The sequence below is a fragment of the Sphingomonas sp. 2R-10 genome (genome assembly GCF_030062225.1).
Lineage (GTDB): Bacteria > Pseudomonadota > Alphaproteobacteria > Sphingomonadales > Sphingomonadaceae > Sphingomonas.
In genome coordinates, this window is record NZ_JASCXF010000045.1 from 14,416 (window position 1) to 32,651 (window position 18,236).

General features: G+C 67.5%; 19 protein-coding genes. 8 read left to right on the plus strand and 11 right to left on the minus strand.

Annotation, left to right across the window (positions count from 1 at the left end):
- Positions 1 to 24: 24 nt before the first annotated feature.
- Positions 25 to 300, minus strand: coding sequence for a DUF2171 domain-containing protein (locus QLH51_RS16985; RefSeq protein ID WP_125658312.1), 276 nt, complete (start codon positions 298 to 300; stop codon positions 25 to 27).
- Between the two features lie 53 nt (positions 301 to 353).
- Here QLH51_RS16985 and QLH51_RS16990 point away from each other — a divergent pair, with 53 nt between their 5' ends.
- A complete protein-coding gene (locus QLH51_RS16990; protein ID WP_125658309.1) occupies positions 354 to 551 on the plus strand; it encodes a hypothetical protein in 198 nt (65 codons plus the stop codon).
- A 131-nt stretch (positions 552 to 682) separates the two neighbouring features.
- The gene (locus tag QLH51_RS16995) at positions 683 to 1,732 is read left to right on the plus strand and encodes a ribonucleotide-diphosphate reductase subunit beta (RefSeq protein ID WP_125658306.1); all 1,050 of its coding nucleotides are present in this window, start codon (positions 683 to 685) and stop codon (positions 1,730 to 1,732) included.
- A 550-nt stretch (positions 1,733 to 2,282) separates the two neighbouring features.
- On the opposite strand, the gene QLH51_RS17000 is transcribed toward QLH51_RS16995, so the two are convergent.
- Positions 2,283 to 2,618, minus strand: a complete 336-nt coding sequence (locus QLH51_RS17000; protein ID WP_206429046.1) for an HNH endonuclease — start codon at positions 2,616 to 2,618, stop codon at positions 2,283 to 2,285.
- Positions 2,619 to 2,779: 161 nt separating this feature from the next.
- Between QLH51_RS17000 and QLH51_RS17005 the strand changes: the two genes are divergently transcribed.
- Positions 2,780 to 3,091, plus strand: coding sequence for a hypothetical protein (locus tag QLH51_RS17005; protein WP_125658303.1), 312 nt, complete (start codon positions 2,780 to 2,782; stop codon positions 3,089 to 3,091).
- A gap of 641 nt (positions 3,092 to 3,732) precedes the next feature.
- Here QLH51_RS17005 and QLH51_RS17010 read toward each other — a convergent pair.
- Positions 3,733 to 4,362 (minus strand): outer membrane protein, encoded by a 630-nt coding sequence (locus QLH51_RS17010; protein WP_125658300.1) that lies wholly within the window; start codon positions 4,360 to 4,362, stop codon positions 3,733 to 3,735.
- A gap of 303 nt (positions 4,363 to 4,665) precedes the next feature.
- Here QLH51_RS17010 and QLH51_RS17015 point away from each other — a divergent pair, with 303 nt between their 5' ends.
- Entirely contained in the window at positions 4,666 to 5,976 is a 1,311-nt protein-coding gene (locus tag QLH51_RS17015) for an NAD(P)/FAD-dependent oxidoreductase (protein ID WP_125658297.1), read from the plus strand.
- Between the two features lie 126 nt (positions 5,977 to 6,102).
- On the opposite strand, the gene QLH51_RS17020 is transcribed toward QLH51_RS17015, so the two are convergent.
- Positions 6,103 to 6,405 (minus strand): hypothetical protein, encoded by a 303-nt coding sequence (locus QLH51_RS17020; protein WP_125658294.1) that lies wholly within the window; start codon positions 6,403 to 6,405, stop codon positions 6,103 to 6,105.
- Positions 6,406 to 6,416: 11 nt separating this feature from the next.
- Complete coding sequence (locus QLH51_RS17025) at positions 6,417 to 9,275, minus strand: M16 family metallopeptidase (protein WP_125658291.1); 2,859 nt, start codon at positions 9,273 to 9,275, stop codon at positions 6,417 to 6,419.
- Positions 9,276 to 9,459: 184 nt separating this feature from the next.
- Here QLH51_RS17025 and QLH51_RS17030 point away from each other — a divergent pair, with 184 nt between their 5' ends.
- Complete coding sequence (locus tag QLH51_RS17030) at positions 9,460 to 9,615, plus strand: hypothetical protein (protein ID WP_164516151.1); 156 nt, start codon at positions 9,460 to 9,462, stop codon at positions 9,613 to 9,615.
- 75 nt (positions 9,616 to 9,690) lie between these two features.
- Positions 9,691 to 10,149 (plus strand): hypothetical protein, encoded by a 459-nt coding sequence (locus QLH51_RS17035; protein WP_125658288.1) that lies wholly within the window; start codon positions 9,691 to 9,693, stop codon positions 10,147 to 10,149.
- 55 nt (positions 10,150 to 10,204) lie between these two features.
- Here QLH51_RS17035 and QLH51_RS17040 read toward each other — a convergent pair whose 3' ends face one another.
- Positions 10,205 to 11,203, minus strand: a complete 999-nt coding sequence (locus QLH51_RS17040; RefSeq protein WP_125658285.1) for a hypothetical protein — start codon at positions 11,201 to 11,203, stop codon at positions 10,205 to 10,207.
- Positions 11,200 to 11,976, minus strand: coding sequence for a glycosyltransferase family A protein (locus tag QLH51_RS17045; RefSeq protein WP_125658282.1), 777 nt, complete (start codon positions 11,974 to 11,976; stop codon positions 11,200 to 11,202). Before QLH51_RS17045 ends, QLH51_RS17040 begins: the two co-directional genes overlap by 4 nt.
- A gap of 112 nt (positions 11,977 to 12,088) precedes the next feature.
- Between QLH51_RS17045 and QLH51_RS17050 the strand changes: the two genes are divergently transcribed.
- Both QLH51_RS17050 and QLH51_RS17055 read left to right on the plus strand, forming a co-directional pair.
- Positions 12,089 to 13,144, plus strand: coding sequence for a glycosyltransferase (locus QLH51_RS17050; RefSeq protein WP_125658279.1), 1,056 nt, complete (start codon positions 12,089 to 12,091; stop codon positions 13,142 to 13,144).
- Positions 13,141 to 13,911, plus strand: coding sequence for a glycosyltransferase family 2 protein (locus QLH51_RS17055; RefSeq protein WP_125658276.1), 771 nt, complete (start codon positions 13,141 to 13,143; stop codon positions 13,909 to 13,911). The genes QLH51_RS17050 and QLH51_RS17055 overlap by 4 nt, the downstream gene beginning before the upstream one ends.
- A gap of 384 nt (positions 13,912 to 14,295) precedes the next feature.
- On the opposite strand, the gene QLH51_RS17060 is transcribed toward QLH51_RS17055, so the two are convergent.
- From QLH51_RS17060 to QLH51_RS17075, 4 genes are all read right to left on the minus strand, one after another.
- Positions 14,296 to 14,502 (minus strand): sulfurtransferase TusA family protein, encoded by a 207-nt coding sequence (locus tag QLH51_RS17060; RefSeq protein ID WP_125658273.1) that lies wholly within the window; start codon positions 14,500 to 14,502, stop codon positions 14,296 to 14,298.
- Positions 14,499 to 15,872: a ribosome biogenesis GTPase Der gene (gene der / locus QLH51_RS17065; RefSeq protein ID WP_125658270.1), complete on the minus strand. Its 1,374-nt coding sequence runs from the start codon at positions 15,870 to 15,872 to the stop codon at positions 14,499 to 14,501. The genes QLH51_RS17060 and der overlap by 4 nt, the downstream gene beginning before the upstream one ends.
- A 202-nt stretch (positions 15,873 to 16,074) precedes the next feature.
- On the minus strand, positions 16,075 to 17,406 hold the full coding sequence (locus QLH51_RS17070) for an outer membrane protein assembly factor BamB family protein (RefSeq protein ID WP_125658267.1): 1,332 nt from the start codon (positions 17,404 to 17,406) through the stop codon (positions 16,075 to 16,077).
- Between the two features lie 28 nt (positions 17,407 to 17,434).
- Positions 17,435 to 18,133, minus strand: a complete 699-nt coding sequence (locus QLH51_RS17075; RefSeq protein ID WP_125658265.1) for a tetratricopeptide repeat protein — start codon at positions 18,131 to 18,133, stop codon at positions 17,435 to 17,437.
- Between the last annotated feature and the right edge of the window lie 103 nt (positions 18,134 to 18,236).

Here is an 18,236-nt window from a genome sequence, read left to right on the forward strand (position 1 = left end):
GTCCGGTACGCGCGCCGCACGTCGTCAGATCGCCGAGCCGTCTTCTTCGGTTTCGAACGTCACCGCCACGTCGGCGTTGGCGCTCAGGCGGACGGTGTCGCCCTCGACCTCGGCCACGAGGCCGCCGTCGATATAATGGTGATGCCCGGCATGTGCGCTTTCGGCTCCTTCGATGTCCGCGCCGCTGTCCTTTTTGGTCAGCTTGATGCGGTCGCCTTCGACGCGGTCGACGGTGCCGACATGGACGCCGTCGGCACCGATGACTTCGGCATGTTCGTTGATGTTGCTGAGATCGGCCATGATAGTTCTCCTGTGGGGGCGGCGGTGAAACGCGCGTCTTCGCAGTTGGTCGCATGACCGCGAACGTCCTCATCATGTTGTGCGTCGCGCTGGTATCGGGCGGCGTCGGGCTGTGGCTGCTGCTGCGCCTGCGTTCGCGCAGGACCGCGCAGAGCCGCTATGCCCACGGCATGACGGGGATGATGGCGCTGGCGCTGGGCATCATCCTGACGATCTTCGGCATCGCGCAATGGTCGTGGGGGTCGGCATGACCCGAACCGATCATACCCCCGCGAAGGCGGGGGTCCAGAGCCACAAGCGACGACGGTCGCGCCCCTAGGCTCCCGCCTGCGCGGGAGCACAACAGATTTCAGAACAACCCAAATTTCCCCGGAGTAACCCCATGTCGCTCACCGAAGCCCGCAAGCAGTACAAGCCGTTCGAATACCCCTGGGCGTTCGATTTCTGGAAGCGCCAGCAGCAGATCCACTGGATGCCCGAAGAGGTGCCGCTGGGCGAGGATTGCCGCGACTGGGCGCAGAAGCTGACCCCGCACGAGCGCAACCTGCTGACGCAGATCTTCCGCTTCTTCACCCAGGCGGACGTCGAGGTGCAGGACTGCTACCACGAGAAATATGGTCGCATCTTCAAGCCGACCGAGGTCAAGATGATGCTCGCCGCCTTCTCCAACATGGAGACGGTGCATATCGCGGCGTACAGCCACCTGCTCGACACGATCGGGATGCCCGAAAGCGAATATGGCGCCTTCCTCGAATATAGCGAGATGAAGGACAAGCACGACTATCTCCAGAACTTCGGGGTCGATACCGACGAGGATATCGCCAAGACCCTCGCCATGTTCGGCGGCTTCACCGAAGGGCTGCAGCTGTTCGCGTCGTTCGCGATGCTGATGAACTTCCCGCGCTTCAACAAGATGAAGGGCATGGGGCAGATCGTGTCATGGTCGGTCCGCGACGAGAGCCTGCACTGCGAAGGCATCATCAAGTTGTTCCACGCCTTCTGCAAGGAACGCGACTGCATGACGCGGTCGGTGCGCGACGACATTGCCGACATGTGCCAGACGACGGTGCGGCTGGAGGATAATTTCATCGATCTCGCCTTTGAAATGGGGCCGGTCCACGGCATGACCGCGAAGGAGATCAAGAAGTATATCCGCTACATCGCCGACTGGCGGCTGGGGCAGCTGGGCATGAAGCCGATCTACCTGATCGACGAACACCCCCTGCCGTGGCTGGCGCCGCTGCTGAATGGCGTCGAGCACGCCAACTTCTTCGAACAGCGTGCGACGGAATATTCGAAGGCGGCGACACGCGGCAACTGGAACGAGGTGTGGGACGGCTTCGACAAGCGCCAGAAGGCGAAAGTCGTGGCACCGGCGAACGAGGAAGCCAGCGGCATGGGCGACATGTTCGGCGGGGTTGCGGCGGAATGAGCGCCGGGCAAGGGGTAGCGCAGCTACCCCGAGCCTGAAGGCGCGGCCCGGCCGGCGGCGCCCGAAGCGCCGGCCGACGGCACGGGCTTTGCCCGTGCCCGCCGTCCAAAGGTCACGAAAGTCACACTCGCACGCTATCTGCGAGTCAGCCGATCGGCGATACAGAATTGGCGGTGTCAAAGAGCCGGGCTCACGATGGCCCGGCAGCATGATGCCGACGCGCGAACGTGTAGGACAGCGCGAAATGCGGCTGCCCCTGCGCTGGCAGGACCTTCCCCCTTCCGTCATTCCCACGAAGGCGGCAATCCATAGGTGCTGACGTTCGCGCTGGCGTAGCCGGCGTGGCATGTATGAGGCCCCGCCTGCGCGGGGACGACGGTCGTTGGTCCAGAGTCATCCCTGTTGAAACGGGCGTCATCCCGGCGAAGGCTGGGATCTCCCGGTGGTAGCGCGCAGCAGGAGCCGATGGAGACCCCGGCCTGCGCCGGGGTGACGACTCCATGCCCATGGATCAAACTCCAGGCCCGCCGCGGAACACACGGGGCTAGCCCTACCGCCCCCGCCGCACCGGCGCCCGGAAGTCGGCGGGCTTATCCGCCACCCACGCCACGAACTTCGCCACCGCCGGCAGCGCCCGCAGCGTGTCGATATCCGCCAGTGGCCCCGCCAGCTCCGCGTTGGTCGCGCTGGCATGGATGGTGCGGTGGCAGATCGGGTGGACCGGTACGGTCTCGCGTCCGCCCTCGCTCCTGGGCACGCGGTGGTGCCATTCGACCTGCGTCCCGATCGGGCGGTCGCACAGCGCGCAGGGGAGCGGTGCGACGGTACGCGCCGCCAGTGCCTCGGCCGCCGCCAGTCCCGCCTTGCGCTTCACCCGTCCGGCCATGTCCGATCCCTTCGCGACGAAAGATCGGCATGGGGCCGGCAATTGGCAAGCAGTCGCCGGCAAATCCCGAACGGGCTCCGGCAGATGAACCGCAGGTGAAGGAACCGACTTCATCCACAACGGGTTGTACGCCGGCAAGTTCAGGAAAAGGGAGAACCCCCATGAACCGCACGACATTGCTGATCGCCGTCGCCGCAACTGCGGTCGTAACGACGCCCGCGCTGGCCAAGGACCGTCGCACGGTCCCGGTCTATTCGGACTACAACCCCTATTATCTCGACTACAAGACCGACCTGTCGGAGGCGAAGCGCGAACTGAGCAGCGATCTGGCGCGTGCCGACGATGCCGCCGACCGCGAGGACGCGTGGGCGGAATATCGTCGCGAGGTTGCCGATGCGAAGCATGATTTCCGCAAGGAAATGGCCGAGCGCGGCATGATCGTCCGCAACGGCCGGGTCACGATCGAAGAGTAACCGCGGCACAGCGGTCCTACGGGAGAAGGCCGTCGGGTTCGCGCCCGGCGGCCTTTTCAATAGATTCTCGCGTATGGGCGCACGCTTCGCGAAGTTGACACGATGTGAAGGATGGCGGGTCAGGCAGCAACTTCAGGGAGCCAGCCGGCAGAAAAGTAGCTCCACGTTCCCACGGTCAATATTTCTACAACGTTCTATATGTTAGGAATCGACAAATGCCGCCAAACAGTCCAAGCATGAGTCCATGCTGGACTCCGGGCCTTACTTTGCCAATCGGAACGCGCGACGACGGTATCGTGCCGTACGCGCATTTGCGGATTTGCATCGATGGTGGGCTACGGATTTCGTGACCGCACCGGACCTGGTGCCAGCATATCCCATGCCAGCGGCCTTGGACGAGGCTGGAACGGCCAAGAGGATGGGAGGACTGGCCGACGGCGCTTACGTTAGGAGATTCCTCCCGCGCCTCTCGCGTGGATAGCCCCGTTCTGTATGGGGCATTATAAGCTCCCCCGCCCTTGCGGGGATCACGGCAACCAGCAAAACAAAAGGCCCCGGACACAATCGTCCGGGGCCTTTCATCATACGCAGGTACCGGGGCGGGTCCCGATACGCCGGACCCGCCCGAACTGGCCGGATGCTTAGAAGTGGGACGTCAGACCCAGCATCGGGCGGAAGCTGTGCGCCGAACCGAAGGTCGACACTTCACCGCGCAGGCGGATGCCCGAGTTGCCGGTGATGCCGCCCAGACCGATATCCTTCGGGCCGACTTCGAAACCGGCGCCGTAGGTCATTTCATGATAGTCGCGGCTGTCACGGCCGAACGCATCGAAATTGACCCAGCGATAGCCGACCTTGCCGTAGATCAGGCCCGAGTCACCGGCGCGGACACCGAAACGACCGGCGGCGCCGTAATCCCAATCGATGTCGCCCGACACGCCCTTCGAGACGCTGCCTTCGGCGCCGACGAATACCGGGCCCAGCGGCACGTTGAAGCCGACGATGCCTTCGACCAGCGCGCCGTTCAGCTTGTTGTTGCGCGGAACCTGCGGGATGCCGGCATCGGTCACTTCCGAATCGAACTGTTCCCAGCCGCCCATCACGGCGACATAGGGTTCGAAGCCGAAGGCGCGGGTGCCGTCAGGTGCGGTCACGGCCGGAGCCGGTTCGGTGGTGGTCGGGGCGTCCTGAACGACGGTGGCGTCCTGCGCAAAGGCGGGGACGGCAACGAACGCGGCGGCAGCGGCAGCGACGGTGAAAAGCTTACGCATACAAAACCTCATCAGCGTTTACGGTCCCGGCGTCGAACGCGCGCCGGTTTGTCCGTGGCCCCTCTGAACCCGAAAGCGCGGGAAGTGTTGCATCGCATTGCAACATCGCCGTCATGAAATCGGATACTGTTGCATGTCGGCAACGGTATCTGTCGCTTCGATGAACGAACGGGGGCGCGGGTGTCCGGACCATGGTTACAATGTGGCGAGGACCGCACGATGGTGGGGCAGGCCGGCGCAACGATCGCGACCCGAACCGGTTGTATATCGTCACTGTCATCCCGAATCGGAGGAGAAAGAGCGATGCGACCCCGGATCATCATCGTCGGCGCGGGGTTCGGCGGCATCGCTGCGGCCCAGGCGCTGCGGCGGACCGCGGCCGAGATCACGCTGATCGACCGGACCAACCACCACCTGTTCCAGCCGCTGCTGTATCAGGTTGCGGGGGCCGCGCTGTCGCCGGCCGACATCGCGACGGCCAATCGCGCCCTGCTGCGGCGCAACACGAACACGCGCATCCTGATGGCGGAAGCGAGCGGAGTCGACGCCGCCGCACGGGAACTGTGCCTTGCCGACGGACGGCGGCTGCCGTTCGACTATTGCGTTTTGGCAACCGGCGCGGGCTATAGTTTCTTCGGCAACGATGCGTGGCGCGAACATGCGTTCGTGCTGAAATCGATCGACGATGCGCTGGCGATCCGTGCGGCGCTGCTGGGCGCGTTCGAGCGTGCCGAACAATGCGACGACCCGGCGGAGGTCCGGCGGCTGCTGACCTTCGCGGTGGTCGGCGGCGGGCCGACCGGGGTCGAGCTGGCCGGCACGATCGCCGAAATGGCGCGCACCACGCTGGCACGCGACTTCGCCTCGATCGACCCGCGCGGCAGCCGGGTCGTGCTGTGCGAGATGGGGGACCGCATCCTGTCCGCCTTCGACCCGCCGCTGTCCGATGCCGCGCGCGGGATGCTCGAATCGCTCGGGGTCGAGGTGCGGACCGGGGAAGCGGTGCGCGAAATCGATGCGCGCGGGCTGACCGTCGGCGACCAGCGGATCGATGCCGCAGCGGTGCTATGGGCCGCCGGAACCGAGGCGCGGCCGGTGGCGCAATGGCTGGCGGCCGATGCGGCGAAGAACGGCGCGGTGAAGGTGCGGCCCGATTGTTCGATCCCCGGCCATCCCTCCATCTTCGCGATCGGCGACGTGGCGAGCTTCGACACGGGCAAGGGCGCCCTGCCCGGCCTGGCGCCGGTCGCCAAGCAGCAGGGGAAGTTCGTAGGCAAGCTGATCGCGGCGAGGACCGCGGGCAAGGACGCGCCGGCGGCGTTCCGCTACCGCGACTATGGCACGATGGCGGTCATCGGCCGATCGCGCGCGGTGGCGGAGATTGCCGGTATGAAGCTCAAGGGCTTCGTCGCGTGGCTGGCATGGTCGCTGGTCCACCTGATGCTACTGGTCGATTTCCGCAGCCGGGTGTCGGTCTATGTCCACTGGGCGTGGTCGTGGTTCACCTATGGCCGCGGCGCGCGGCTGTTGACCGGCTATGCGCCCGATCCGGGGGAGACGCCGAAGGCGGCGGCGCTGCCGGAGATCGAGGCGGAGGCGCGGGCGGCGGAGTAGCGAACATTCCTGCCATATCCCCGCGCAGGCGGGGATACGGCGTCCTGTGGAAGCCCCCTGCCCGCGACACACGAACGGCCCGCCCGCATCGTCTGCGGACGGGCCGTCGTTCGTCGCTTCATCCGATCAGGCGGCGCGCGATCCCGCCATCGGGAAGCTGCCGAACGCACCCGCGCCGACCGTGCCCGAAATCGTATCACCGTCGACCGTCGCTTCGCAGTCGAGGGTCATCGGCATCGGCACGACGATCGCCACCTTCCAGCTCAGCTTGTCGCCATCGACCTTGCCGTCGGTGATCTCGGTCGATCCCATCGCACCCGAATAGGTGCCGGTGAACGTGCTGCCGTCGCTCTTGACGCTCAGCGTCGCCTGCTGGTCGCCCATCGGCGACTTGGTAATCGTGTTCCAGCTGCCATCGACATTCGCCATGTTCGCTCTCCTTACTTCGCCGGGGGCGGCGCGGTTGCCGGCGTCGGCGTCGCCGAAACCACCTCCACCGGCAGGCCAAGCCCGTCAAGTTGCGGGCGGACGATGCTGGCGTCGCCGACCACGACATAGACGAAGCGATCGGGGTCGATTGCCGCGCGTGCCGCAGCGTCAAGCTGGCTGGCGGTCAGCGCACGATATTTTTGCGGCAGGGTCGCCTGGTAATCGTCCGGACGGCCGAGGAAGTCGTTGCTGCGCATCGCGCCCAGCACCGCGCCCGCGGTTTCGTACGTACCGGCCAGCTGCCGCGTCTCGCCGTCGATCGAGCGGCGGAATTCGACCGGCGTCACGCCGTTCGGCCCGAGGAACCCGTTGATCTGTTCGCGCAGCGACGCGATCGCCGGGCCGGTCTTGTCGGCCTGCACCGGGGCGTTGATGACATAGGGCACCGCACCCTGCATCAGCTGGAACCCGCCGCGCGCACCGTAGGACCAATGCTTCGCCTCGCGCAGGTCCATGTTGATCCGGCTGAGGAAGCCCGAGCCGAGCACGGTGTTGGCGGTGGTCGCCGCCAGCGTGTCCGACTTGGCGCGCACGGGCGTCAGCTGTCCCGCGACGATCAGCGACTGTGGCGAGTTCGGCCGGTCGACCAGCACGATCTTCGGCGCGGTGGCGGTGACGGCCGCCGGGAAGGTCTTGGTGCCGCCCGTCCCCGTCGCGCGCCAGTCGCCCAGCGCCGCGTTCAGCGCCTGCTGCACCTCGGCCAGCGGCCGGTCGGACACGACGAACACCTTCGCCTTGTCCGGACGCAGCCACGCCCCGCGCCATGCGACCAGATCGTCGCGCTTGAGCGCGGCGACCGCCGCCGGATCGCCCGCGCCCGCCGCCAGCTTCGCATAGGGCGAGTTCGTACCGTAGAGCAGCGGCGGCAGCGTCATGTCGGCCAGCCCCTGCGGATTGGTGCGCTGCTGCCCGATCTGCGCCAGCACCTGTCCGCGCACCCGCTCCAGCTCGTTCGCGTCGAACGCCGGGTTGCGCAGCACGTCGGCGAACAGCATCGTCGCGCTGTTCAGGTTGGCGCTGGGCACGCCGAAGCCGATCGTCGTCTCGTCGGCGGAATTGCCGCCGCTCATCTGCATGCCGAGCTTTTCCTTGGCTTCGGCCATGGCGATCGAATCACGCGTGGTCGTGCCCTCGTCGATCAGCGACAGCGTCATGCCGGCGGTGCCGAGCTTGCCGGCGACGTCGGCGGCGGTGCCGGCGTCGAACACCATCGACACCTGCGTCACCGGCACGGCGGTCCGCTGCGCATAAACCAGCTCCATGCCGTTCGACAGGCGGCTGCGCGTGACCTTGGGGAACTGCAGCGCGGCGCCGGTATCGGCGACGCCCGGCATGGCGCCGCGCGTCCCCTTGAACGGGACCTCCGGCGCGGCCGGGACGGCGGCGGCCGGTGCGACCGCCTTTGCCTCCTCATAGCCCTCGCGCTTCCCGTTCTCGACGATCAGCGTGTAGGCCGGGCGCGACATCCACTTCTGCGCGGCGGCGCGGGCGCGGTCCGGCGTCATCGTCGCCAGCGCGTTCAGCTCCTTCTTGTAGAAGCCCGGATCGTTCGAATACAGCTCGCCCGACGCCAGCGTCACCGCCTTACCACCGAAACCACCGACCGATTCGAGACCGGCGATCGTGCCCGAGACGCCGGTCGTGGCGACGCGCGCGACCTCGTCGGCGGTCGGACCGGTGCGCAGATAATCGGCGATCATCTGGTCCAGCTTCGCCTCTACGACCTTCGCGTCCACACCGGGACGGACGACTGCGCGGACGATCAGCATGCCCGCCTGTGCCAGCGGCTGGACGCCGGCCGACACCTGCACCGCCAGCTTGTCCTTCTTCACCAGTTCGTTGTCGAGCCGCGACGAGGCGAGCCCGCCGAACGCGGTCATCGCGACGTCGAGCGCGGGCGCTTCCGGATCGTTCAGCCCCGGCGCCGGCCAGACCTTCATGATCATCGTCGCGGCGACATTGTCCTTCATCACCTCGCGCACCGGCGCGGCCAGCGTCGGCACGTCGATCTTGGGCAGCACCGATTCCGGGCCCCTGGCGATCTTGCCGAAATACTTCTCGACCAGCGGGCGCGCTTCCTTCGCGTCGATATCGCCAGCCAGCACCAGCACCGCGTTGTTCGGGCCGTAATGGCCGCGGAACCAGTTCTTCACATCCTCGAGGCTGGCAGCGTCGAGATCCGCCATCGAGCCGATCACCGAGTGGCGATACGGGTGGCCTTCGGGGAAGATGCCCTCGGTCATCTTGTATTTGACGAGGCCGTACGGCTGGTTGTCGCCTTGGCGCTTCTCGTTCTGGACGACGCCGCGCTGCTCGTCGAGCACGCCCTGCGTCACGGCGCCGAGCAGATAGCCCATGCGGTCCGATTCGAGGAACAGCGCGCGGTCGAGCGCGGGCCGGGGCACCGTTTCGAAATAATTTGTGCGGTCGTAGCTGGTGGTGCCGTTCAGGTCGGTCGCGCCGATCGAACGCAGCGGATCGAAGAAGTCGCCCGGCGCATTCTCCGACCCGTTGAACATCAGATGCTCGAACAGATGCGCGAACCCGGTCTTCCCCTTGGGCTCGTGCTTCGACCCGACGTCATACCATACGGACACGGCGACGATCGGCGCCTTGCGGTCGGTATGGGTGATGACGGTCAGGCCGTTGGGCAGGGTGAATTTCTCGTACGGAATGTTCACCGGCGCGACCAGCGCGGACAGCGGCGCGGCCTTTACCGGCGGCGCGGTGCGCGCGGGGGCCTGGGCGAGCGCGGGTGCGCTGGCAAGGGCCGTGGATGCAAGCAGGACGGTCGCGACGGTACGGAACATGGAACCCCACCCAATTATCGATAAACGGAATGACGGTGTATGGCGACGATCGGCTGCATGCAAGACGGTTCCGTTGCCGAAGATCGGCCGGCGTCTTGCGTTAGTGTAACATATGATGTCCTCGGACCGATCGGCGCGATCGGCTGTTTTCATCACGCTTTCAGTGACTATGTTGCAACGCGCCATGACTATTCCATTCGAAACCTTCCGCGCGATCCTTCCCTTTTCCGACCGGTTCGACCGTCTTTGGGCGATCGGATGGGAGGATGTCGGAGGCGTCGTGCTTGCGATGGGGGCGGTAGCCTTCATGACCGCGCTGGGTGCCTTGCGCTCGCGCTGAGGCCCGCTTCGATAATATTGCTGCGTAGCAACATTTCCTGAGACGATGGTTCTCATGGAATAAAGGGTTTTGCGTATGATCCGAACGACAGTGGCCGTGCTGGCCGGGACGCTGCTGGCCGCGTGTGGCGCATCGACCGCGCCGACTCCCGAAGCGACCACCAATACCGTCGACCTGCGGCACCTGGTCGAGACCGAGGTCGCGGGTAACGGCATCGAGCGCTATCCGCTGGAAGGGGCCGAGATCCCGACGCCGTCGGATGGCCAGTCGCGCTACGAAGTGCTGCGTCAGCGGCGCACCGCCGCCGGCACGATCATCGCGATCCTGCGCCAGCAGCGCGGTGACCGCTTCGTCTATGCCCGCACCGAACTGGACTGCGACCGCAACCTGTTCCACGTCGTCGGCGTCGCCGACACGCGGGCGCATGTCGAAACCAACGTGGCGCATGACGGCCCGCTGCGCTCGACGGCGGGCCTGCCGCTGCGCCAGGAACTGTCGCGCTTCATCTGCGCCCGGGCGTCGACGCCGGCGTAAGGCTGGCGGGCCGCAAGGGGACCGGGGCGGCACCCGCGCGCGCGGGTGCCGCCTCCTATTCGCCCGCCGGCGACACCGCCGGCGGGGCGACCGCCGCCTCGAACGCGGGATCGGGATCGGCCACCGGCAGCGTGCCACGGCGCCGTTCGAAGCTGGTCAGCAGGAAGAACAACAGGTTGCTGCCCTGCGTCAGCGCGCCGCCGGCCAGCAGCAGCCCGGCCATCGCCGCGCGCGGGCCGTCGACGATGTGGCTCATCTCCAGCGCAGCGGACAGGAACAGCAGGTCGCGATTGGGCACGATCGGCAGGCGGCTGATGACCATCTGCACCGTCAGGAAGGTGACCCAGACGCTGAGCGGCTCGCCGGGCAGCACCACCGCCCATTGCGTCGCCTGCAGCAGCACGACGATCAGGATGCGCACGACGTGGATGCCCAGCACCGCGCCCGCGGTCGACCAGCGCACCGACAGGATCTGTCGTCGCAGTCGCAGCAGCAGCGGCGTCAGGAAGGCGGCGACCAGCAGCCCGGCCAGGATCATGCCACCGGCCGAATGCAGCCAGTCGGCGATCCATTTCGCCCGGCCGGTCGCCATGAAGATGACGAGCAGGACCGACGTGATCGCCGCCGAGGCGAGCGCCGAGAGGATCGCGTTGTCCTTGATCGCCAGCAGCAGCGTCTTGGACGCGATGCCCAGCCGCTGCCGCGCCCAGACGAACAGGTAGAGTTCGCCCGAGTAGCCGACGAAGGCCGAGTTGAAGACGCGCTTGCGCACGAATACCGGCAACGCCCCCGGCATCGGACGGCCCAGCAACAGGCGGAAGATCCAGACCTCCGACACCGGCAGCGCCATGAACATCACGACGAACAGGATGTAGAACCACGGGGTCCGCGGCAGCGCGGCGGCGACGTTGCCCCACCCGATCGCGCGGACCTTCAGCACCAGCCACAGCAGCACGCCGACGAAGAACAGCGCGCGCAACACCTTGCCCATCCGCGCCGCGGCGGGCGTCTGCGACCAGTCGTGCAGCCGCTGCGCGCGGTCGGCCAGCGTCAAGCGAATACCCCGGCCGCGCGCGAATCGGCGACGAAGGCGTCGAACGCGGCGCGGGTCGCGGCATCGAGGCGGAAGCGCGAGTGACGCCACACCCCGCCGGGCAGGAACCGCCGCAGCGCATATTCGACCGCGGCGGCGGGCGTGTTGCGCACCCGGCGCTCGAAATGGGTCCGCTCCCACGTGTTGCCGCCGTGGAAGGCGCGGACGAACAGGCCGGGCGCGTCAAGCACGCCGATTCGCCCTATCGGCCAGTGGGCGAGGAAGTCGGTATCCTCGCCACGGCGCTTCTCGGGATAGCGCGCCGCGGGATCGGCTCGGTGGACGATGCTGCCCGGCACGCCCGGCTCCAGCGTGCCGACATAGGGGTGGTCGAACCAGTCGGGCGCGTCGAGGTGCATCAGCGTGCCGCGCAGGACGCAGGCGTCGCTGCCCGCCTCCAGCACCCCCACCTGCCGCGCCAGCCGGTCGGGATGATACCAGTCGTCGTCGTCCCACTGCGCGACGATCGTGCCGCGGGCGAGGTCGAGCGTGCGGTTGCGCAAACGGCCCAGCGTCGTTTCGGACGTCTTGGCGACGCGATCGTAGATCAGGCGATCGGACGGGATCGCGGCGAATAGCGGCGTATAATCCTGCTCGCCATCGTCGACGACGACCAGTTCGCGGTTGCCCCAGCGTTGCCGCAGGAAACAGTCGACCGCGCGCCGCGCCAGCGCGGCACGGTTCGCGGTCACCATCACGCAGCTTACCCGCGCGCCGTCGTCGGACCAGTTCATTGCCTGCGCCTTAGAGCGCGTTTGGAAAGGCGTCGAGACGCCTTTCGCGGTGCCAGCGGACGCATCGACAATCGGGTGGCGTGCAGGCGTCTGCGCTGGTAGCCCGGCGGGGATGCGGATCGTCTTCGTCCTCACCTACCCCACCCATCACGGGATCGCCGATGTCGGCGAATGGCTTCGCTGGGACAATCGCGACCGGCGGATGCCCGGCATCCTTGCCGAACTGGGCGTCGAGGTCGAGCTGTGGGGGCTGGCGCGCGAACCGCTCGATACGGTGTCGGCGCTGCCCGGCATCGCCCCCTACCCCATCCGGCTGTTCGCCCCGTCCAACCCGCAGGCGAAGACCCGCGACCAGAAGAGCGATGCGATGATCGTCGCGGCGAAGGCCGATCCGGCGACGCTGTTCGTGCTGATCGGCAGCAATGGCGGCGCGGGGTTCGACCTGTACGACCGGGTGTTGCGGCCCGACCGGCGGCGCTTCGCGGTCGTCATCGGCGGCGACTGGTGGAGCCGGATCGTGCCGCGCGCGGCGTTCGTCTTCCCCGAATCGGCGGTGCAGGAAGCGAAGCTGACGCAGCCGGGCTGGCGCCTATGGCGGCGCGCGGTGCCGGACGCGCGGATGCAGCGGCTGCCCAAGACGATCGATACCGCCCGGTTTGCGCCGATCGAGGCGGACAAGCGGTTCGACGTGATCGCGACCAGCCGGCTGACGCCGTACAAGAAATTCGACGAGATCGCCGCACTCGGCGAGACGCACCGGGTGGCGGTGATCGGCGACGGGCCGCAGGCGGCGGCGCTGCGCCATCGCTTTCCGCAGGTCGAATGGCTGGGGCATGTCCCCAACGCACAGATGCCGGCGATGCTGGCGCAGGCGCGGCTGTTCTTCCACGCCGGGCGGCGCGACTATTTCCCGCGGGCGATCCCCGAGGCGATGGCGTGCGGCCTGCCCGTGGCGGCATTCGACGACCGGATCGGGCCGGACGTGATCCCGCCCGACTGCGGCCTGCTGGTGCGCGACGCCGATTACCGGGCGAAGGTCGACGCGCTGCTCGGCGATCCGGCGGCGCTTGCGGCGATGGGCACGGCCGCGCGGGATCACGCGGTCGCGACCCACGGCCCCCAATCGTCGGAGGCGGCGTGCCGGCGGCTGATGGAACTGGCGGCATGACGCGCTGGACCTTCGTCATCGCCTATTACAACGAGGCCGATTTCCTGGGTGCGACGCTCGCGGCGCTGGCGGCGCAGACCGTGCCGTTCCGGCTGGTGCTGGTCGACAACGGATCGACCGACGGATCGGCCGCGATCGCACGGGGCTTTGCCGCACCGGGGGTCGAGGTCGTCCACCTGACCGAATCGCGGCCGGGCAAGATCCATGCGCTGGAGACGGCGATGGGAGAACTGACGACCGAATTCAGCGCGTTCGGTGATGCCGATACCTGGTACCCGCCACACTATCTGGCCGAGGCCGAACGGACGTTCGATGCCGATCCGCGGACCGTGGCGGTGATGGCGCTGGGCGTCGATGCGTCGGGGCAGGCGCTGCGGCGCGCGATCTATGCCGGATTCGTCACGAAATTGCTGTCGAAACAGACGCATACCGGCGGATATGGACAGGCGTTTCGAACAGCGGTGCTGGTGCGGGCAGGCGGGTTTTCGGAAACGCACTGGCCCTATGTGCTGCTCGACCACGAGATCATGCAGCGGGTCGCGAAACTCGGGCGCGTCGTCTATCCCTTTGATTTCTGGGCGAAACCGTCACCGCGGCGGTCGGACCGGCGGCGGGTGCGCTGGACGCTGGCCGAGCGACTTTTGTACCATGCGACGCCGTTCGCGACGAAGGACTGGTATTTCTATCGCTTCCTTGGGCCACGACTGAGGGCGCGGGGCATTACCCATTTGAATTTGCGGGACAAACCGTGGGAAGCGAAGGGGTAGCGCCCGCCAAAGGTCACAAAAGTCACACTCGTGCGCGTTTCGTCGCGCCTGTGGCGTTCGCATGGATGTTGGTCGCGGCGTTTCGGCGATGAGAAAGAACCGGGCGGAGCATGGCATGGTGGCGATGCTGTAGGAAAGTGTTCGCCGACGATGCCGTCGCGACGCAGGCGAATGTCGGAATGGATGCCGTCATGCGAACGACATCGTCCCTCCGGGCGTGATCCGGGGCCCGCTTCTCATCGACCGCTACGCTGGAGTTTGATCCATCCCTGTTGAAACGACCCTCATCGCAGCGAAGGCCGGAATCTCCCTGTGGTAGCACGCAGCAGGAGCCGATGGAGACCCCAGCCTTCGCTGGGGTGACGTTCGATCGGATCGGCGGGATCAGCCTTCGCGGCGCTCCACCCGGAACACCCCCTCGCCCACGACCTCCAGCCGCGCCCCGACCGCGCTCGCCGCGCTGGCCAGTTCGCCTGCCGCACGCGGGTCGTCGGCTGCGATCTCGACCACCGCCGCCCCGTCGCGCAGCGCCCGGGCCAGCCGGATGGCGGGCCACGGGCAGCGCATGCCGCGGGCGTCGATGCGGGTCATTTCGAGTGGTCGAAGGGGTTTTTCGGCGCGCGCATGTTCAACCGGACGGGAACCGCGCCGAAGCCGAATTCCTTGCGGATGCCGTTGATAAGATAGCGTTTGTAGCTTTCGGGCAGCTGGTCGACGCGGGTGCCGAACAGGACGAAGCTGGGCGGGCGGATGTTGTTCTGCGTGATGTAGCGCATCTTGATGCGCTTGCCGCCGGGTGCGGGCGGCGGATTGGCCTCCAGCGCGCGGTCGAACCAGCGGTTGAGCTGTCCGGTCGACACGCGCCGGCCCCATGCCTCGCGCGTTTCGAACGCCGCCTGCATCAGCACGTCGAGCCCCTTGCCGGTCGCGGCGGACACGGTCAGCAGCGGCACGCCGCGCGCCTGCGCCAGCCCTTCGTCGAGTGCGCCCTTGACCCCGTTGAACAACGACGAGGCGTGTTCGGCGATGTCCCATTTGTTCAATGCGATGACCAGCGCGCGCCCTTCCTGCAGCACACGGTCGGCGATCTTGATGTCCTGCAGTTCGAGGCCGCGCGTGCCGTCGAGCAGCAGCACCACGACCTCGGCGAAGTCGATCGCGTGCAGTGCGTCGGCGACGGAGAGCTTTTCGAGCTTTTCCTGCACCCGCGCCTTCTTGCGCATCCCCGCCGTATCGATCAGCCGGACAGGACGGACCCGGCCATCGGCGGCGGTCCAGTTCCAGTCGACCGCGATCGAATCGCGGGTGATGCCCGCTTCCGGCCCGGTGATGAGCCGGTCCTCGCCGAGGAAACGATTGATGAGCGTCGACTTGCCGGCGTTCGGGCGGCCGACGATCGCGAGCTTCAGCACGGCGGTTTCGGGGTCGTATTCCTCCGCTTCCTCCGGCTCGGGCTCGTCCTCGCGCTCGACGAACGGGCGCAGCGCGTCGAACAGGTCGGCGACGCCCTCGCCATGTTCCGCCGACATCTGCACCGGATCGCCGAAACCGAGCGCCAGCGATTCGAGCACGCCGTTCTCGCCCGCGCGGCCCTCCGCCTTGTTCGCGACCAGCACGACGGTGCCGTCGGCCGAGCGCAGCCAGCGGGCGATTTCCTCGTCCAAGGGCGTGATGCCGGCGCGGGCGTCGATCATGAACAGCGCGACATCGGCCATCTCGACCGCCGCCTGCGTCTGCATCCGCATCCGTCCGGGAAGCGTCGCCGCGTCCTCATCCTCGAACCCGGCCGTATCGACGATGGTGAAGTCGAGGCCGAGCAGGTTCGCCTCCCCCTCGCGCCGGTCGCGGGTCACGCCGGGCTGGTCGTCGACCAGCGCCAGCCGCTTGCCGACCAGCCGGTTGAACAGCGTCGACTTGCCGACATTGGGACGGCCGATGATGGCGACGACGGGAAGGGGCATGGAGGTTCCTGGGGGTGCGGGATGTTCCGCCGAGTGTAGGGGGTAAGGGGGGACGGGTCGAGGGTGCGCGACGTTCGCCCACATCCGTCATTCCGGCGCAGGCCGGAATCCATCGTGTCGGGTGGTATCGATCAAGCGGTGACGTCACCCCATCCATGGATCCCGGCCTGCGCCGGGATGACGGACGGAGTGCGTTACAGGCCTACTTCCAGGCGGTCAGCTGCCCCGCATCGTCGAGCAGATACAGCATCCCGTTGGCGACGACCGGCGACAGGGTGTAGCCGGCCTTCGACCGGGTATCCTGCGTCGTCGTGATGCTGCCGTCGGCGGTCGAGGCGGACACGAGCTGTCCGTCCGAATTGGTCAGCAGCAGGCGATTGCCGGCGAGGACGGGCCCGCGCCAGCCGATGGGGCCCTTGCGCTTCTTGACGTTGCGGAAGGCGGGAAGCTGCTGCACCCAGCGCAGCTTGCCGCTGCCGCGCGAGATGCACAGCAGGCGACCGTCGTCGGTCACGACGAATATCCATTCGCCCGCGACCCATGGCGTCGAGATCCCGGCGAGATTCTGTTCCCACAGCCGCTGGCCCGATACGAGTTCGAGCGCGACCATGCGCCCGCCCTGCCCGACCGCATAGACGCGGCCATTGTCGATCACCGGTTCGGCATCGATGTCGGCCAGCGCCGACACCGAGGTCGAGGCCGAGGTGCGCGACAGGCTGTCGCCCCACACCGAGCGGCCGTTCTCGTAGCGATAGGCGTTGAGTTCGCCCGAGGAGAAGCCGGCGACCACCGTCCCCTGTGCCGAGGCGGGGGCGGCGACGCCGAACACGCCCTGCGCCTCGAGGCTGCCCGACTGGGTCCACACGACCTTGCCATCGGCCTGGTCGAGCGCGAACAGCTGGTTGTCCTGGCTGACGACATAGATCTGGCCGTTGGCGACGGTGGGCGATCCGCGCAGCGGGCCGCCGGGCTTCGAGCGCCACACTTCCTTGCCATCGGCGGTGTCGAACGCGACGACATCGCCCAGGCCATCGGTGGCGAAGGCGCGATTGCCCTCCACCGAGACGCCGCCGCCGAAGCGCGCGCGCGGATTCTCGTCGCCCTTGACCGTCTGCGCGGTCCACACGGTCGCGCCGGTATCGGCGGCCATCGCGGTGACCATGCCGTTGACGTCGATGACGTAGAGGCGACCGCCGGCGACGACGGGTGCCGCGGCGAGGCGGGTGCGGGTGTTGCCGCCCGCGATCCGCGCGCTCCACGCCTGGGTCAGCGTATCGCCCAGTGCGACATGGCCCATCGACTTGGCCGGATTGCCGCCGGGCTGCGCCCAGTCGGCATTGGTTTCGGCGAGCGGCAGCACGACCTGCAGGTTCGCGAGCGCGGGATCGACCTCGGCAAGGTTTTCCGAAGCGAGGATCGGCACGCGCTGTCCGACGATCGGGGTGCGCGCCGGGCCCTTGCCCTTCAAGGCGCCGCAACCGCCCAGCAGCGCCAACGCCGCGACCGCTGCCGAGAGTTTCAGATGCGTCTTCATGGAAAAGGGGTTCCGGTATCGAGAAGGGTTATTGCGCGGCGGCGGGTGCGGCGGGCGCGGCATCGACGCCGAGCGATCCGGCCATCTGCACCGCGCGGGCGCGCAGGCTTTCGGGCACGCCGTCGGTCTGCGCGATCAGGGCGAAGGTCTGCCCGGCCTGTTGCAGCTTGTTCTGGCGGAGATAGGCGATCGCCACCATTTCCCCCGCGCTGCCGAGCCACGGGCTGCCCTTGTCCGCAAGGCCGCGCAGCCGGTCGATGACCTGTTGCGGTGCAAGCGTGTCGTATTCGACCGAGGTCTGGCGGACGAGCGCGAGGTCGCGGAACGGCTGGGCCAGCGTTTCGTCGGCGGCGACCTTGCCGAAGGCGGCGGCGGCACCCTTCACGTCGTTCTTCGACAGCAGCAGGTCGGCCTGCGTCAGCAGCGCGGTGGCGCGGACGGCGTCCTTGTCCGACGTGGTCAGCCCGGCGACGATCGCGCTACCCTGCGTACTGCGGCCCTGCTGGATATCGTCGAGCGCGGTCGCGAGCTGTTGCCCCTGTTCGCCGGCGATCGCGTTCTGGCGGTGCTGCCACCACGTCCAGCCGCCGAAGGCGGCGAGCGCGAGGAGGATCGCGGCGATGATGAGCAGGCCATAGCGCCGGCCGATGTTCGACATCTGCTCACGGCGCAGCTCTTCATCGACTTCGCGGATGAAGGCTTCGTTGTTCTGCGGGGTCAACGCCAAGGGAACAGCTCCAGGGGATAGATCAAGCGCGCTCCTTTAGCCGAGCACCGGACGAAACGAAAGCGAATGGTCGCGGGGGGTCGGTGCCGGGGTGGGACCATGG

Excerpts from the sequence above, each read along its gene's own strand:
- QLH51_RS16985 (WP_125658312.1), bottom strand. The coding sequence starts at position 300 with ATGGCCGATCTCAGCAACATCAACGAACATGCCGAAGTCATCGGTGCC.
- QLH51_RS16990 (WP_125658309.1), top strand. The coding sequence starts at position 354 with ATGACCGCGAACGTCCTCATCATGTTGTGCGTCGCGCTGGTATCGGGC.
- QLH51_RS16995 (WP_125658306.1), top strand. The coding sequence starts at position 683 with ATGTCGCTCACCGAAGCCCGCAAGCAGTACAAGCCGTTCGAATACCCC.
- QLH51_RS17000 (WP_206429046.1), bottom strand. The coding sequence starts at position 2,618 with ATGGCCGGACGGGTGAAGCGCAAGGCGGGACTGGCGGCGGCCGAGGCA.
- QLH51_RS17005 (WP_125658303.1), top strand. The coding sequence starts at position 2,780 with ATGAACCGCACGACATTGCTGATCGCCGTCGCCGCAACTGCGGTCGTA.
- QLH51_RS17010 (WP_125658300.1), bottom strand. The coding sequence starts at position 4,362 with ATGCGTAAGCTTTTCACCGTCGCTGCCGCTGCCGCCGCGTTCGTTGCC.
- QLH51_RS17015 (WP_125658297.1), top strand. The coding sequence starts at position 4,666 with ATGCGACCCCGGATCATCATCGTCGGCGCGGGGTTCGGCGGCATCGCT.
- QLH51_RS17020 (WP_125658294.1), bottom strand. The coding sequence starts at position 6,405 with ATGGCGAATGTCGATGGCAGCTGGAACACGATTACCAAGTCGCCGATG.
- QLH51_RS17025 (WP_125658291.1), bottom strand. The coding sequence starts at position 9,275 with ATGTTCCGTACCGTCGCGACCGTCCTGCTTGCATCCACGGCCCTTGCC.
- QLH51_RS17030 (WP_164516151.1), top strand. The coding sequence starts at position 9,460 with ATGACTATTCCATTCGAAACCTTCCGCGCGATCCTTCCCTTTTCCGAC.
- QLH51_RS17035 (WP_125658288.1), top strand. The coding sequence starts at position 9,691 with ATGATCCGAACGACAGTGGCCGTGCTGGCCGGGACGCTGCTGGCCGCG.
- QLH51_RS17045 (WP_125658282.1), bottom strand. The coding sequence starts at position 11,976 with ATGAACTGGTCCGACGACGGCGCGCGGGTAAGCTGCGTGATGGTGACC.
- QLH51_RS17050 (WP_125658279.1), top strand. The coding sequence starts at position 12,089 with ATGCGGATCGTCTTCGTCCTCACCTACCCCACCCATCACGGGATCGCC.
- QLH51_RS17055 (WP_125658276.1), top strand. The coding sequence starts at position 13,141 with ATGACGCGCTGGACCTTCGTCATCGCCTATTACAACGAGGCCGATTTC.
- QLH51_RS17060 (WP_125658273.1), bottom strand. The coding sequence starts at position 14,502 with ATGACCCGCATCGACGCCCGCGGCATGCGCTGCCCGTGGCCCGCCATC.
- der (WP_125658270.1), bottom strand. The coding sequence starts at position 15,872 with ATGCCCCTTCCCGTCGTCGCCATCATCGGCCGTCCCAATGTCGGCAAG.
- QLH51_RS17070 (WP_125658267.1), bottom strand. The coding sequence starts at position 17,406 with ATGAAGACGCATCTGAAACTCTCGGCAGCGGTCGCGGCGTTGGCGCTG.